The sequence below is a fragment of the Phaeodactylibacter xiamenensis genome (assembly GCF_965229835.1).
GTDB classification, from domain to species: domain Bacteria; phylum Bacteroidota; class Bacteroidia; order Chitinophagales; family Saprospiraceae; genus Phaeodactylibacter; species Phaeodactylibacter xiamenensis.
The window spans coordinates 6,915,729-6,929,437 of sequence record NZ_OZ245931.1 but is presented as its reverse complement, the minus strand read 5'-3'; the positions used below and the strand labels follow the sequence as shown (position 1 = coordinate 6,929,437).

The window sequence follows — 13,709 nt, the reverse complement described above, 5'->3', positions numbered from 1 at the left end:
GAGTTACAATTTGGTTTTATTTGGCTAGGGCTGTGGGAGTGCACCTGTTTTCAAGGTGCATTCCCCACTTTTTCAAACGGACAAAGCAGGGAAGATGAAATTGGAAGCGACACAACTGGCAGCACAGAATGCCCCTTATCTGGACACACATGATCGATCATGGGATATCCTCAGGCAACAAATGGAAAGCAAGGGCCTGAATACCAAAGCCTTGCTACAGCAATTGAGTGATTTGCAAATTGCCATCCCCAGCTGGGCCCTGGGGGCAGGCGGCACCCGCTTTGGCCGATTTTCCTTCGGGGGCGAACCGGCAAACCTTGAGCAAAAAATAGCAGACGTGGGGCTTTTGCACGCCCTTAGCCGCTCGGCCGGGTCCATCTCCCTGCACATCCCCTGGGATATACCGGAAGATCCTGCCGCCATCCGCGAGCTGGCGGCTATTCACGAGTTAACCTTTGATGCCGTGAACTCCAATACCTTTCAGGATCAGCCCGGGCAGGCGCAGAGTTATAAATTTGGCTCCCTTTGCCACCACAGCGCGGAAGTACGGGCGCAGGCCATTGAGCACAACCTGGAAGTCATTCGCATAGGGCAAACCCTGGGCTCCAAAAGCATCACCGTATGGCTGGCTGATGGCGCTTCCTTCCCCGGGCAGCACAGCCTGAGGGGCGCCCTGCAACGCACGCAGGACAGCCTGCAGGCCATCTACCGGGACATGCCGGAGGACTGGCGCATGTTTATCGAATACAAGCCTTACGAGCCCAACTTTTACAGTACAGTGATCGCCGACTGGGGCACCTCCCTGATGCTGGCCGAAGGCTGCGGCCCAAACGCCTATACCCTGGTCGACCTCGGTCACCACCTGCCCAATACCAATATCGAGCAGATCGTCGCCACCCTGATGATGAAGGGCAAGCTGGGCGGCTTCCACTTCAACGACAGCAAGTACGGGGACGATGACCTGACAGTGGGCAGCATCAAGCCTTATCAGCTGTTCCTGATTTTCAACGAATTGGTCTATGGCATGGCCAACAATACTGTCAATAATCCGCCCCTGGCCTGGATGATCGATGCCAGCCACAACCTAAAAGACCCACTGGAAGACCTCCTGCAAAGCCTGGAGGCGATCCGGATCGCCTACGCACAAGCACTATTGGTGGATCAGGAGGCGCTGGCAGATGCGCAGGCGCGTCAGGACGTAACGGAAGCCCAGGAAATCCTGCAGGATGCCTTCCGGACTGACGTGCGCCCGCTGGTACGCGAGGCCCGCTGGCAGGATGGAGGTGCCCTCTACCCTATTCAGGCTTACCGCGAGCTGGGCATACGGGAGCAACTGATTGAGCAGCGCGGCATGCATACCATAGCTACCGGACTTTAACCCACTGCTATGGACGTCACTGCAATTTTCGACATCGGCAAGACCAATAAAAAATTCTTCCTTTTTGATTCGGCATTCCGGGAGGTCCACCGCGTCTATTCCCGTTTTGAAGAAACCAAAGATGACGACGGGGACGCCTGCGATGACCTGCAGCGCCTCACCGAATGGATGAGGGACACCTTCGCAGAAGCCCTGGCTGACCCCCGCTTCAACATCCGCCGCCTCAACTTCTCGACCTACGGGGCCAGCTTTGTCCATATTGATGAAGGCGGAAAGCCAGTCACCCCACTGTACAACTACCTCAAGCCTATGCCGGAAGGGATGCTGCAACCATTCATGGAGCAGTACGGCCCCTCAGCAGCCTGGCAGGCACAGACCGCCTCTCCCCTGATGGGCATGCTCAACTCCGGGCTGCAGCTGTACTGGCTGAAGTATCAAAAGCCGGAGGAGTTTGCCAGAATCCGCTGGTCCCTGCACTTTTCGCAGTACTGTGCCTACCTCTTTTCCGGAAAGGCGCTGACCGAATACACGAGCCTTGGCTGCCATACCGGACTGTGGCACTTTAAAGAAAAAGACTACCACCGCTGGGTGTACAAAGAAGACCTGGACCACCTGATGCCCCCCCTCTGCCCAACCACCACGGCCACGGCTGTACGCTTCGGCGAACAGGAGGTGATGGTCGGTGTTGGGATACACGACAGTTCAGCCGCCCTGCTGCCCTATATCCTAGCTAATGAGGAGCCTTTCCTGCTGTTGTCGACTGGCACCTGGAGTATTGCCCTCAATGCTTTCAGCACCCAATTGCCGGACGAGGACGACCTGGCCAATGACTGCCTGAACTTCCTCCGGGTGGATGGCATGCCGGTACGGGCAGCGCGCCTGTTTTTAGGCAATGAGTACAAAATCTGGGCCCATAAGCTGGCACAGCATTATGGCAAGCCCTACGAAACGCACCGGAATGTGGCCTTCGACCCGGGGATTCACCAACAGCTGCAAAGCCTTACCGAGCCGGTTTTCCAATGGGAAAGCATCCGCCGCCCCGGAGAAGCAACCCGACATTCAATGGAAACGCCCCTCTCTCGCTTCGGCTCCTACGAGGCCGCCTATCATCAGCTGATGCGGGAGCTGGCACAGGCCCAATGCCAAAGCCTGAAGCGGGCACAGGGCCAATCGGATATCCGAAAGTTGTATATTGACGGAGGGTTTGTGGATAATGCTATTTTCCTGAGGTATCTCGCAGAAGCGCTGCCGGGGTATTCCATAACAACAACCGAGTCGCCTTTGGGCTCTGCCCTGGGCGCCGCCATGGCCATACACAACCGGGTAGTAGATCCGGAATTTATCCTCGACCATTTTTCGCCACAGCTACAAAAGCCGATAACGACGTGAAGATCGCTTTATTCATCCCCTGCTACATTGATCAGTTCTACCCTCAGGTGGGCATTGCGACCCTGGAGCTGCTGGAAAAACTGGGCTGTACCGTACATTTCCCGGAAGGTCAGACCTGTTGCGGGCAACCGATGGCCAATACCGGTTGTGAGCGGGATGCCATTCCTACTTACGAGCATTATGTAAAGACCTTTAGCGGTTACGATTATGTGGTTACGCCCTCGGGCAGCTGCGCCTACCATGTGCGCAAGCATTATGACATCATTGAGCAAACCGGCGCGGTTCAGCACTTGCGAAAGCGTACCCTGGACCTGTCGGAATTCCTGCTCGATGTATTGAAAGTGGAACACCTGGACGCCTGTTTCCCGGCAAAAGTAGGGCTACACCAAAGTTGCCATGGGCTACGGGGGCTACGGCTGGGGCCGGGCAGTGAAAGAAACCTCAATGCCCCTTCCGCTCTGCACACTTTGCTAAGCATGGTGGACGGCGTGGAAATCGCCGAACTGGAACGGGCAGACGAGTGCTGTGGCTTCGGCGGCACCTTTGCCATCAATGAGCCCGACATCTCCGCTAAGATGGGTAAAGACCGCATTGCCGATCATGCCCGGGCGGGCGTGGAGGTAATCACCGCCGGCGATATGTCCTGCCTGATGCACCTCGAAGGCATCCTGAGGCGGCAGGGCAGCCCCATCCAAGTGAAGCATATTGCAGAAATCCTGAACACCAAAGCATGAAAGAACACGCGACCAAAGCCGCCGCATTTATCAAAGACGAAGCCCGTACCGACTGGCACGACGAGTCGCTCTGGTTTGTGCGCTCCAAGCGGGACAAAGCGGCCCACGGCATTCCGGAATGGGAACAGTTGCGGGAGCTGGCGTCTCAGATCAAGGACCACACCCTGTCCCGCCTCGATGAATACCTGGAGGCGTTTGAAGCCAAAGCAAAGGAAAATGGCGTGACGGTGCATTGGGCAGCCGATGCTGCGGAGCACAATCGAATCGTGCACTCCATTTTGCAGGAACATAACGCCCGCCGCATCGTCAAAAGTAAGTCTATGCTGACGGAAGAGTGCGGGCTGAATGAGTTCCTGGAAGAACAGGATATGGAGGTCATCGATACCGACCTGGGCGAGCGCATTATCCAACTGAAGGAAGAGCCGCCCAGCCACATTGTGATGCCCGCCATCCACTTGAAAAAGGAGGAGGTGGGCGAGCTTTTTCATCAAAAATTACAAACCAAAAAAGGCGCGACCGACCCTCAATACCTGACCGAAGCCGCCCGGCAACACCTGCGGCAATCTTTTCTGCAAGCCGACGCCGCCATCACAGGTGTCAACTTTGCCATAGCCGAAACCGGCGGGGTTGTGGTCTGCACCAATGAGGGCAATGCGGATATGGGCACCCACCTTGCCCCTCTGCAAATCCACTGCATGGGCATTGAGAAAATCCTGCCCAAAGCGGAGCACCTGGGAGTCTTCACACGTTTGCTGGCGCGCAGTGCCACGGGGCAGCCGTCGACGATTTTCACCTCCCACCACCACAAGGCCAAGGAAGGCGGCGCTATGCATATTGTTATTGTGGACAATGGCCGTACCACGCAGTTGGGCCGCCCCGACTTCCGTAATTCCCTGAAGTGCATCCGCTGCGGGGCCTGCATGAATACCTGCCCCATCTACCGGCGCAGCGGCGGGCACAGCTACGACTCCACCGTGCCCGGGCCGATCGGGTCTATTCTCACGCCCGGTATAGACCTGAAGAAATACAGCGGGCTGCCGTTTGCCTCTACGCTCTGCGGCTCCTGCTCCGATGTCTGCCCGGTCAAGATTGACATACACGAACAGCTTTACAAATGGCGGCAAATCATCGCCGAAGAGGGCCACCTGCCAACAGCTAAAAAGCAGAGCATGGTCATGGCAGGCAAAGTCCTCTCCCGACCCGGGTGGTATAAAATGGCAGGCAAGTCTGCCCGCTGGGTAACCCGGTGGCTGCCCCGCCCCCTGATTTACAACCCACTAAATACCTGGGGCAAGGCCAGAGAGCTGCCCGAAGCGCCCAAGGAAAGTTTCCAGGAGTGGTACCGCAAAAACCGATCTGCATCATGAGCAAAGCCCATATTCTAAAAGCGATACAAGCTGCCAAGCCTGTCCCCTGCCCCCTACCTGTTGTGCCGGTTTTTGAAGCTGAAACTCCACCAACAAGGGAGATTTTCGGGAGCGTTGCAGCACAGTCGGGTAGCCGGGTAGTAAGGGCCGAAGATTTCGTAGGACTGGCAACAGCCGTGCGGACCATATACCCCAAAGACATCAGTATTGCGACCCCATTACGAGCCATTCAAAGTGATATTGACTTACAGCAGGCATCCCCTGCGGACCTGAACGGTGTAGATGTCGCTGTCATCCCAGCTCAGCTGGGCGTAGCCGAAAACGGAGCCGTTTGGGTGACCGAAGCTGACTGTGTACACCGGGTGCTGCCTTTTATAGCCCAACACCTGGTATTGGTGCTGCCGGAAGACCGCATCGTCCGCAATATGCACGAGGCCTACGCTCAAATTAAGATTGACGATACGGGCTTTGGCGTCTTCATCGCCGGCCCTTCCAAAACTGCTGATATTGAACAATCGCTGGTCATCGGTGCGCAGGGCGCCCGCAGCCTGACCATTATCCTAATCTGAGACTTATGCTAAAACGATTTACGGCTAAACTAAAGAGCGTTCAGGAGTACGAACGGGAGTCCATCCCCGCCTCCAAGCTAAAATCCACCCGCAGTTTCCTCGGTATGTACGCCGGAGAGCATACGGCGGGTACGGAATTTGTGATCGGCCCGCTGTTTGTAGCCCACGGGGCGAGTGCAGTCGACCTGATCTGGGGGCTGTTGCTGGGCAATTTACTGGCGGTGCTGAGCTGGGCATTCCTCTGCGCCCCTATTGCTGTGAAGGAGCGGATTACCCTGTACTACAAGTTGGAAAAAATCTGCGGTAAAGGCCTGACTACCGTTTATAACCTCGTCAATGCCCTGATGTTCTGCTTCCTGGCTGGCTCTATGATTGCGGTGGCTGCTACTGCCGTCGGTATCCCCTTCGATATTCCCATGCCACAGCTCACCGACTGGATGCCGGGCAGTGTGTCCTGGGTCATTACCGTAGTGGCCGTTGGCATTGTCACCACCCTAATCGCTACCCTGGGTTACGAGCAGGTCAGCCGTTTTGCCAATATCGCTGCCCCCTGGATGATCCTGGTTTTCCTGGCTGCAGCACTGGCGGTGCTACCTGAGCTGGGCGTCAACAGTATCGGTGATTTCTGGCCGGTAGCGGAGACAAAAATATGGACAGGCATACCCATGGAAGGGCAGTCGAAATTTACGTTCTGGCACATTCTGTTCTTTGCCTGGTTTTGCAATATGGCTATGCACATCGGTATGGCAGATATGTCCATCTTCCGGTATGCACGCAGTTGGAAAGCGGGCTTCACTTCAGCAGCGGGCATGTACGTGGGGCACTACATCGCATGGCTGGCTTCCGGCATTTTGTACGCTGTGTTTCTGCAGCAAAGCCAAAACAGCCTGGAATTTGCGCCCGGGCCGGTGGCCTACTACGCAGTGGGCATCACCGGAGCCATTTGTGTGATTATCGCCGGCTGGACCACAGCCAATCCAACGATTTACCGGGCAGGGCTGGCGGTACAGGCGGTTATCCCCAAATCCCAGACCTGGAAGGTGACGATCATCGTGGGGCTGGTCACGACCACTGCGGCCTGCTTTCCGGCTTTGGTGATGAAGCTGCTCGATTTTGTTGCCCTCTACGGCCTGATCCTGATGCCGATGGGGGCGATTATTTTCATCGATTACCACCTCTTCCCCCGCCTGAAGCTCACAAGCGAACGGGCCCTGGCTACCGGACAAAACATCAACTGGGCGGCAGCGGGCACCTGGGGCATCACCCTTACCGCCTGCCTGCTGATTAATCAGTACTTCGGGGTGGAGATTTTCTTCCTCGGGCTGCCCGGGTGGTTTATCGCTGTGCTGCTGTACACCGGCTTCAGCTACCTGCTCAAACCCTCTGCTTCACTCCAACCTAAACTATCATGAAAAACCTTCTAATCCCAATTATTGCCGTTGCCGGGCTGGGGCTGACGCTCATCCCTGCCCTGCTCGTATTTGCCAATCAGATGGAGGCGCCGTTGCAAAAGCAGCTCATGGCACTGGGTATGGTGCTTTGGTTTACGGCCGGGCCGGTTTGGATGCGGAGGAGGCGGGGTTAAGGTTTCATCTCCCTTGGATCAACGGGTTGCAGAATGACAACAACGCTCCATTATAAGCTTTTCTGGCATTATTGAGTTAGAAATAGTAAATTAGGAATTCAAATGAATAGACTTGATGGGTCGAGCCCTACCATCTGGCAGAAATTGCATAAACGAACTTTCTTTTATTTAAAGAGGTTGCACACATAAAGCATAGAACATGGAACTTAAGCTCAATATTGATTATCAGGAGCTTGTAGAACTTATTAAACAACTCCCCGCTAATCAGATCAGGAAGCTAAAAAATGAGCTGACCCTAATCACGGAAGATCATCCGATAGAAGATAGAATGACTGATTTTCAGGAGTTCCTGATGAAGGGGCCAGTGATGGATGAAGATCAATTCCAGGTTTTTCTCTCTAACAGAAAACACTTCAACGCATGGCGAATGAAGTAATTTGCCTGGATTCATCAATATTAATTGACTACTTCAGAAAGAGCAAAAAAGAGAACTCTTTCTTCTTCGAATTGTCTAACCGATACTCTTCTTTTGCCGTTTCTGTAATCACAGAGTTTGAAATACTGAGCGGAAGCAATCATAAACAAAAAGACTTTTGGAATCGGTTTTTCCACCAAATTCTTGTGATCCCATTTGATCATAAATCGAATAAAGAAGCCATCAAAATTTTTCATGATCTAAAAAGACAACGTAAATTGATTGACCTCCCAGACCTATTCATTGGTGCCACCGCCAAAGCCCATAATTTAAAACTCGCTACCCTTAACGAAAAAGACTTTTCACGCATTTCTGGTCTGGAAATACTATCCAAAAAGAAAAAATAAGCCAGCTCGCCACAAATATTGACTTTTTTCTTTCATTATTTCACTCCCTTAAAAGCCCATCCTCCAAGGCCGGAATCCGATGCTTTTCCAAATGACTCGGGCGGTAAGCCCGATCAAACAGCTCCGCCAACTGCTGTACGACCTCAGGGTAATCCTTAGCCATATTTTGCTGCTCAGCAGGGTCTTTTCCGAGGTGGTAAAGCTCCAGCGTGGCCGGCTCTTCACCGATCAGGTGCCGGCGCAGCAGCTTCCAGTCACCCATGCGTACCGCCGCTTGTCCACCGTAACCGGGGAATGCCCAGATGAGGGCGTCGTGCGCTTTTTGGGTGCCTTGTTGCAGCAGGGTAGGCAGCAAGCTGATGCCATCGGTCCCGCCTTCCACTTCAAAACCCAGCAGATCGGCAACTGTAGCCAGAAAATCGTAGTGGGCAGAGGGATGCACAGTGGAAGTGCCAGCCGGAATATACCCGGGCCAGGTGGCAATCATGGGCACCCGGATGCCGCCCTCGTACAGATAGGCTTTGCCTCTGCCCTTCGTACCCTCAAAGGGCGCAGCACTATCGAAGAAAACCGGGTCGGCACCACCGGCGAAGGTCGGCCCGTTGTCAGAGGTAAAGACGATCAGGGTGTTGTCGTACTGCCCGGTGGCTTTCAGATGGGCTACGAGTTTCCCTACATTTTCGTCGAGGTAAGAAATCATGGCGGCGTAAGTCGCCCGCGGATAGCGGCTGGGGAAATAGCCTTTGCCTGTGTAGGGCTCCTCTTCTCCAAATTTATCGACGTAGTAGTCCACCCAACGCTGCGGGGCCTGCAGGGCCACGTGCGGAATAGGCGTTGCCCAGTACAAAAAGAAGGGTTGATCCTGCTGCTGCACAAACCCCATCATTTCCTCAAACATGACATCCGGTGCATAATCTGCAAGCTGATAAGGGGCGTAACTCGATGCATCATAAGGATCGGCACCTTGCGGTAAAGGCGTATGTGGCGCCACGGTGTCATTGCGCAGGTATACGCGCGACTCATTTTTGTACAAATGCACCGGATAGTAAGTATGCGCCTGCCGCTGACAATTGTAGCCGAAGAAGAAGTCAAACCCCATTTTGTTGGGTGTGCTGGCTGAACCGGGGTTGCCCAGCCCCCATTTGCCCACCATCCCGGTCGCATAACCCTCTGCTTTAAGGTAGTGGGCCAAAGTCCGGGTGTCCGCAGGCATCGCCCGTTGCCCTTCCAGTACGGAATCGCGGAGCATCGCCCGGTAATTCCATACATCGCCACGGGCTTTGCCTTCATCGTTATTGCGAATATAGGCATGGCCCGCATGCTGTCCCGTGAGCAGCATATAACGGGCGGGCGCACAAACCGGCGCACTGCTGTAGTGGTCGGTGAAACGCATGCCCTCCCGGGCCAAAGCGTCAATATTTGGGGTTTCGATTTTTTCCTGCCCGTAGGCGCCCAGCTCGCCGTAGCCGAGGTCGTCAGCGAGGATGTAGATGATGTTGGGAGGAGTGGGAGTCAGGGTATCTTGAGCACCGAGTACAGGTATCACACCCAGCAAAAGGGTCAATCCAATCAGGCAGGCTTTGAGCATAACAAACGGCTCTTTTTGATTTGCAGGAATCTACCCTCTAAAGTAACAGCGCCAGGCTAGTTTTGGGTAAAATCATCCGATCATGAAAAAATTAGCCACAAGGCTTTTGTTTTCGTCCTTTCCGCCCCTGCATTTTGCTGCACAGGCCATGTGGTTTTTTACATTGACGGATCAGCTGATCCAAACGGAAATGTACCGGGATATTGATACAGAGCCGCAGCTGCCCGATGATATTTTCAACCCTGATCAGCTGCAGGAAGCGACCTGGTACTGATCAGGGTTACCGCCCCCAATACGCCATCATCAAAATTGCCCCGGCCGTGCCATCCATCGTAGGCTCATTAGTGGAATAATCCCCGATATCATCGTGGTAAACGACATAAGGGTTTTGAAAAGCCGCAAACTCATCCGGCTCGTTGAGCTTCAGTCCACGCAGTGATCCGAAAATCGTTGCATAGACCGGCCCGTCCAGCAGCCCACCGGGCACTTCCTCCCGGGTGAGCGCCCAAACGCTTGTGTGCACATCCAAGGGATACTCTCCATGAGCAGGCAGACTGGTAAACATGGAAGTACCCCAGGGGTTCCGCCCCATCAGCCAGTCGCGCTGCTGCACGAGCAGGTCGTGGTAGCGGTAGTCGCCTGTCATGTCTTCGTACAGGATGATTTGGGTGATGAGGGCAGTCACCAGGTTGTTGGAGCACCAGATGAAAGGCACCCCTACCCCATAGGCATTGGATTGTGCCCGCTCCAGCGTATGCTCTATGCCACTACGGTAGTAGCCTGCCAGCGTATCCTGAAAGGCTTCATCCACCAGGTCGTAAAGCGCATAGTGCCCCATATTGACGAAAGGGTAATACCGGTAATGCGCCGCCGTATCCAGTGGCATCCAGGATACGGTACCAGCCTGCCGGGCGTAGGCTTTCGCTTCTTCCAAATAGGCTTTCTCGCCAGTCAGGCGATAGAGTTCAGCAGCCCCCCACTCCATGTCATCGGCCCAGGTATCTTCGCTGTAGCGGTAAGGGGCTCCGTAGGAATTACCCTGCTGAAAGCCTTCTTTTGACCGCCCCAGGGCGTAGAGCGACCGGGCGGCCTGAGCGCATTTGTCGGAATAGGCACTGTCTGCTGACACCTTGGGCCAGAGCCTTGCTGCCATCGCCATAGCTGCCGCGCTCCGCCCCGCCAGGTTGGCAACGCCAGTAGCCTGACTTTTGTACTCCCGCAGCCCCTGTGGCTCACCCGTGGCGAAATAGGCAACCCGGTAGCTATTGGCGCCCCAGCCGTAGTCGGAGTTGTCCTGATCGGGCATCTTCCAGCCCCGGTGGTCGCGGTCGTCCGCTACCTGATGGAACAGCTGATCGGGTGCAGGGTGTAGCTTGTGTATCCAGTCCAGGCCCCAGCGGGCTTCGTCCAACACATCCGGGATGTTGTTCGGGCCGGGCTGCCCATGGGCATTTACCTTATCGGCGAAAGCCTCCGGGTACAATTCCCAGGCTTTGAGCATGTGCGCGGTGGCGTAGCTCCCGGTGATGAGGTACTTCAGCTGATCACCGGCATCGTGCCAACCGCCGGATACATCTACGAAAGTGGAATCCGGCATGGGCCCGAACATCGCCCGCCCGTCGCGCTGATGGCAGACCATATCCAGATGGGGGTTGTAACCGCACCGCTGCTGCCGCATAAAAATCAGCAGGGTATCCGCGTAGCTTCCGTAAGCTTCCGCACTAATTTGAAAAGGTACGGACTGCGCCTTGCCGTCTGCTGTAGCGAGGTAGTACCAGCCGGGTTTTTCTACTTTCGTGAAATCGGCTTGCCAGTAGTAAGGGAAAGTGCCCCATCCGTCCGCTTCAACGGTCTCGGGAGCCAGCTCTGATATTACCGCTCCGGTCTGCTGCGCGATAAGCTGAAGTACGGGCGTCTTCATACTATGGCTAAACACAATCGCCTGCTTGGTTTCCGAAGGCAGATACCCCGTTTGGTTGATCCGGATATGATAATCCTGAGCAGAGGCAACCAGGCACAGGCACCACCCGGCCAAAAGGAGGAAAAGTCGGTACATGGGTCAGTCGTTTTGAAAGAGTTCCTGCAAAGTTACCAACCGGTAGCCACGCTCCCGCAGCTCACCAATCAGCGCCTCCAAATGTAGGTAAAATTTGTCAGCCCGGTCCGGATCAGTGCCAATGTGGAGGAGCAATAAAAAGCCATTTAATCCATTCGCCTGCGCTGCCTCATAGTCCAGAATACTTTGGAAAATCTGCGCACTGCTCCGGTAGTTAGGCATATCCGGCGTGGTGTAATCGGCATGCGAGAGGGTGCCATAGGTCATATTGATAAGTTGCAGGCCGGCATCCGCTGTCCACTGCACGATGCTGTCGTTGTACCACTCGTAGGGGGGCAGAAACCAGGGCGCTTCCAGGCGGGCGATGCCCAGCTTTTCCATTTTGACGTAGTTGGCATTCAGATCACGGAGGAAGCTATCACGGGTCACGAGCAGGCTGTCCTGCTCCGACCAGGGCGCATATAGCAAATGGTGATCAGAATGCGCACCGAGGTAATGCCTATCAGCTTTGAGCAGCTGCACCAATGGCGCGTACCGCTCGTAAAAGATACCTGTAAAGAAGAAACTGCCGGGCACCTCCTGCTCGCGTAGTACCTGCCGTATGTGGTCGCCACCATCGGCATATTCATGCCCGGTAAAGATCAGTGCCATTTGAGGCTTGGTGGTGTCGCCCCGGGTAAGGGCTGTGGGCTGCGCCTGCACAGGAACCAGCAAAAAAGAAAGCCCGATCCATAGGGCAGCAACGGGCAAAACATTCCAAAGCGTCCGGCAATTGAAGATTGGCATTTCAGGTCGCGGTTGGTCAGAGGCAGTAAGATAAGGCATCTTCCCCTACTCCACCAAAAAATGCCCCAAACAGTGGGAGACACCATTCAGGGCAAATTCCATCCAACCTTATTTCTTTTCCTTACCGGCTGGCCAGTTGCTGAGTGAGTGCTTTCAGCTCAGGGTACTGCGCCTGGGTAGATTTGGCTTTTTCAAGGTGTAGGCCAGCTTTTTGGGTGTTGCCCATACGGGTGTAAATTTTAGCCAGCACCCGGTTGACATCAATATTGGCGGGGCGCTTCTCATATTCGCCCAGCGCATAGGTCAGGGCTTTTTGGTGGTCCTCTGCCAGATCAGAATACAGGTTGGCGTACTCCAGGCTCATATCATGGCCACTATCCGTATCTTCCTGCAGCATCACCCATAGCTCGTCCATCGTTTGCTGATAGTCTGCTTCACGGCCAGTGGACTTGTAAATTTCCGCCAGCTGTTCGTAGAAGCCGAACTCGGGGATTGCGGTACAGGCTTCTTTCAGCAGCTGTTCAGCTTTTTCATAATGACCTGCTTCGGCTTCCAGGTTAGCCAGCGCGGCGATGGCAAAAGGATAATTCGGGCGCTCCGCCAGTATTTGCTGATAGGTCTGCCGGGCGGCAGTGGTTTTGTCGTAGCGCTCGTACATTTCGCCCAGCGTCAGCCTTGCCCAGGCGGTGGCTTCGTAACCGGGGTAGCCCGCTTCTACAGCCAGTTGCATGGCTTCAAATGCGCCCTCTACCTGACCATGGATTTCCCGCAGGTAAGCCACCCGGGCGTAAGAACGCATGTCCGGCCGGATGCTGACCATTTTGTCTGCCATAGCCACAGCGGCTTCGTATCGCCCCAGCTCCACGTTGGCATCTACGAGTGCTCCGTAAATCTGAGCATTATAAGGGTTAAGCTTTACAGCTGCTTCTGCTGTTTCCAACGCCTGCCGAAAATCATGCAGCGACAGCTCCACGCTTGCCCGAGTCGCAAGTTTCCGGAAACGGATATCCTTATCGGGATGGTCTGCCGGAATTTCAGCCAGGGTCGCCAGAGCCGCCGGATAGTAATGCCCATGCTCACCGGTTACCCGCGCTTCATTGATGAAAAGGTGAGCCATTTTAATCCGGGCTTCGGCTTCATTTTCTTTTTGGATGGCATTGCGCAGGCTGACATATTGATTCTGAACGGTTTCCCATTCCTTGCCATTACGCAGGGCTTCATTGCGGTCTAAGAGGCTAGGCACTTCTACAGTAGTAGCGTTTTTTTGATCTTCTTTAGGTTGGGGCGCTAGCTGGCAATTGGTGATTAGGAGGGCCAGCAGGGCTAAAATGAATAAGGAGTTGATAGATTTCATGTCATTGTATTTTTTTTGGAAAAGAGGTGTGCGGGGCTGTCCACCCCACACACGATCTCAAAATCAGAGTGGTCTTCGAAA

The 13,709-nt window shown here is 54.7% G+C and carries 14 protein-coding genes; 10 read left to right on the top strand and 4 right to left on the bottom strand.

What is annotated here, in order from left to right:
* Positions 1 to 94 precede the first annotated feature (94 nt).
* The 9 genes from ACO08I_RS26800 to ACO08I_RS26760 all read left to right on the top strand — a co-directional run bounded on the left by ACO08I_RS26800 (position 95) and on the right by ACO08I_RS26760 (position 7,844).
* Positions 95 to 1,378: a TIM barrel protein gene (locus ACO08I_RS26800; protein ID WP_421947652.1), complete on the top strand. Its 1,284-nt coding sequence runs from the start codon at positions 95 to 97 to the stop codon at positions 1,376 to 1,378.
* Between the two features lie 9 nt (positions 1,379 to 1,387).
* Positions 1,388 to 2,767, top strand: coding sequence for an FGGY-family carbohydrate kinase (locus ACO08I_RS26795; RefSeq protein ID WP_421947651.1), 1,380 nt, complete (start codon positions 1,388 to 1,390; stop codon positions 2,765 to 2,767).
* Positions 2,764 to 3,501 carry a (Fe-S)-binding protein gene (locus ACO08I_RS26790; RefSeq protein ID WP_421947650.1) on the top strand — a complete coding sequence of 246 codons (738 nt, stop codon included), beginning with the start codon at positions 2,764 to 2,766 and terminating at the stop codon, positions 3,499 to 3,501. Before ACO08I_RS26795 ends, ACO08I_RS26790 begins: the two co-directional genes overlap by 4 nt.
* On the top strand, positions 3,498 to 4,868 hold the full coding sequence (locus ACO08I_RS26785; RefSeq protein ID WP_421947649.1) for a lactate utilization protein B: 1,371 nt from the start codon (positions 3,498 to 3,500) through the stop codon (positions 4,866 to 4,868). Before ACO08I_RS26790 ends, ACO08I_RS26785 begins: the two co-directional genes overlap by 4 nt.
* The gene (locus ACO08I_RS26780; RefSeq protein ID WP_081968818.1) at positions 4,865 to 5,437 is read left to right on the top strand and encodes a LutC/YkgG family protein; all 573 of its coding nucleotides are present in this window, start codon (positions 4,865 to 4,867) and stop codon (positions 5,435 to 5,437) included. Before ACO08I_RS26785 ends, ACO08I_RS26780 begins: the two co-directional genes overlap by 4 nt.
* Positions 5,438 to 5,442: 5 nt before the next feature.
* The gene (locus tag ACO08I_RS26775) at positions 5,443 to 6,849 is read left to right on the top strand and encodes a purine-cytosine permease family protein (protein WP_421947648.1); all 1,407 of its coding nucleotides are present in this window, start codon (positions 5,443 to 5,445) and stop codon (positions 6,847 to 6,849) included.
* Positions 6,846 to 7,022 (top strand): hypothetical protein, encoded by a 177-nt coding sequence (locus tag ACO08I_RS26770; RefSeq protein WP_173426312.1) that lies wholly within the window; start codon positions 6,846 to 6,848, stop codon positions 7,020 to 7,022. Before ACO08I_RS26775 ends, ACO08I_RS26770 begins: the two co-directional genes overlap by 4 nt.
* Positions 7,023 to 7,221: 199 nt before the next feature.
* Entirely contained in the window at positions 7,222 to 7,458 is a 237-nt protein-coding gene (locus ACO08I_RS26765) for a hypothetical protein (RefSeq protein ID WP_044223665.1), read from the top strand.
* Positions 7,443 to 7,844: a type II toxin-antitoxin system VapC family toxin gene (locus ACO08I_RS26760; RefSeq protein WP_421947647.1), complete on the top strand. Its 402-nt coding sequence runs from the start codon at positions 7,443 to 7,445 to the stop codon at positions 7,842 to 7,844. Before ACO08I_RS26765 ends, ACO08I_RS26760 begins: the two co-directional genes overlap by 16 nt.
* Positions 7,845 to 7,884: 40 nt before the next feature.
* Here ACO08I_RS26760 and ACO08I_RS26755 read toward each other — a convergent pair whose 3' ends face one another.
* Complete coding sequence (locus tag ACO08I_RS26755; RefSeq protein ID WP_421947646.1) at positions 7,885 to 9,432, bottom strand: arylsulfatase; 1,548 nt, start codon at positions 9,430 to 9,432, stop codon at positions 7,885 to 7,887.
* Between the two features lie 82 nt (positions 9,433 to 9,514).
* On the opposite strand from ACO08I_RS26755, the gene ACO08I_RS26750 reads away from it, so the two are divergent.
* A complete protein-coding gene (locus ACO08I_RS26750) occupies positions 9,515 to 9,706 on the top strand; it encodes a hypothetical protein (RefSeq protein ID WP_421947645.1) in 192 nt (63 codons plus the stop codon).
* Between the two features lie 6 nt (positions 9,707 to 9,712).
* On the opposite strand, the gene ACO08I_RS26745 is transcribed toward ACO08I_RS26750, so the two are convergent.
* From ACO08I_RS26745 to ACO08I_RS26735, 3 genes are all read right to left on the bottom strand, one after another.
* Positions 9,713 to 11,488 (bottom strand): glycoside hydrolase family 9 protein, encoded by a 1,776-nt coding sequence (locus tag ACO08I_RS26745; protein ID WP_044223660.1) that lies wholly within the window; start codon positions 11,486 to 11,488, stop codon positions 9,713 to 9,715.
* 3 nt (positions 11,489 to 11,491) lie between these two features.
* On the bottom strand, positions 11,492 to 12,274 hold the full coding sequence (locus ACO08I_RS26740) for a polysaccharide deacetylase family protein (RefSeq protein ID WP_421947644.1): 783 nt from the start codon (positions 12,272 to 12,274) through the stop codon (positions 11,492 to 11,494).
* A 121-nt stretch (positions 12,275 to 12,395) separates the two neighbouring features.
* Complete coding sequence (locus ACO08I_RS26735) at positions 12,396 to 13,628, bottom strand: tetratricopeptide repeat protein (protein ID WP_421947643.1); 1,233 nt, start codon at positions 13,626 to 13,628, stop codon at positions 12,396 to 12,398.
* Between the last annotated feature and the right edge of the window lie 81 nt (positions 13,629 to 13,709).

Bases quoted from the DNA above. Each gene is read 5' to 3' on its own strand.
- ACO08I_RS26800 (WP_421947652.1), top strand. From the start codon at position 95: ATGAAATTGGAAGCGACACAACTGGCAGCACAGAATGCCCCTTATCTG.
- ACO08I_RS26795 (WP_421947651.1), top strand. From the start codon at position 1,388: ATGGACGTCACTGCAATTTTCGACATCGGCAAGACCAATAAAAAATTC.
- ACO08I_RS26785 (WP_421947649.1), top strand. From the start codon at position 3,498: ATGAAAGAACACGCGACCAAAGCCGCCGCATTTATCAAAGACGAAGCC.
- ACO08I_RS26780 (WP_081968818.1), top strand. From the start codon at position 4,865: ATGAGCAAAGCCCATATTCTAAAAGCGATACAAGCTGCCAAGCCTGTC.
- ACO08I_RS26775 (WP_421947648.1), top strand. From the start codon at position 5,443: ATGCTAAAACGATTTACGGCTAAACTAAAGAGCGTTCAGGAGTACGAA.
- ACO08I_RS26770 (WP_173426312.1), top strand. From the start codon at position 6,846: ATGAAAAACCTTCTAATCCCAATTATTGCCGTTGCCGGGCTGGGGCTG.
- ACO08I_RS26765 (WP_044223665.1), top strand. From the start codon at position 7,222: ATGGAACTTAAGCTCAATATTGATTATCAGGAGCTTGTAGAACTTATT.
- ACO08I_RS26760 (WP_421947647.1), top strand. From the start codon at position 7,443: ATGGCGAATGAAGTAATTTGCCTGGATTCATCAATATTAATTGACTAC.
- ACO08I_RS26755 (WP_421947646.1), bottom strand. From the start codon at position 9,432: ATGCTCAAAGCCTGCCTGATTGGATTGACCCTTTTGCTGGGTGTGATA.
- ACO08I_RS26750 (WP_421947645.1), top strand. From the start codon at position 9,515: ATGAAAAAATTAGCCACAAGGCTTTTGTTTTCGTCCTTTCCGCCCCTG.
- ACO08I_RS26745 (WP_044223660.1), bottom strand. From the start codon at position 11,488: ATGTACCGACTTTTCCTCCTTTTGGCCGGGTGGTGCCTGTGCCTGGTT.
- ACO08I_RS26740 (WP_421947644.1), bottom strand. From the start codon at position 12,274: ATGCCAATCTTCAATTGCCGGACGCTTTGGAATGTTTTGCCCGTTGCT.
- ACO08I_RS26735 (WP_421947643.1), bottom strand. From the start codon at position 13,628: ATGAAATCTATCAACTCCTTATTCATTTTAGCCCTGCTGGCCCTCCTA.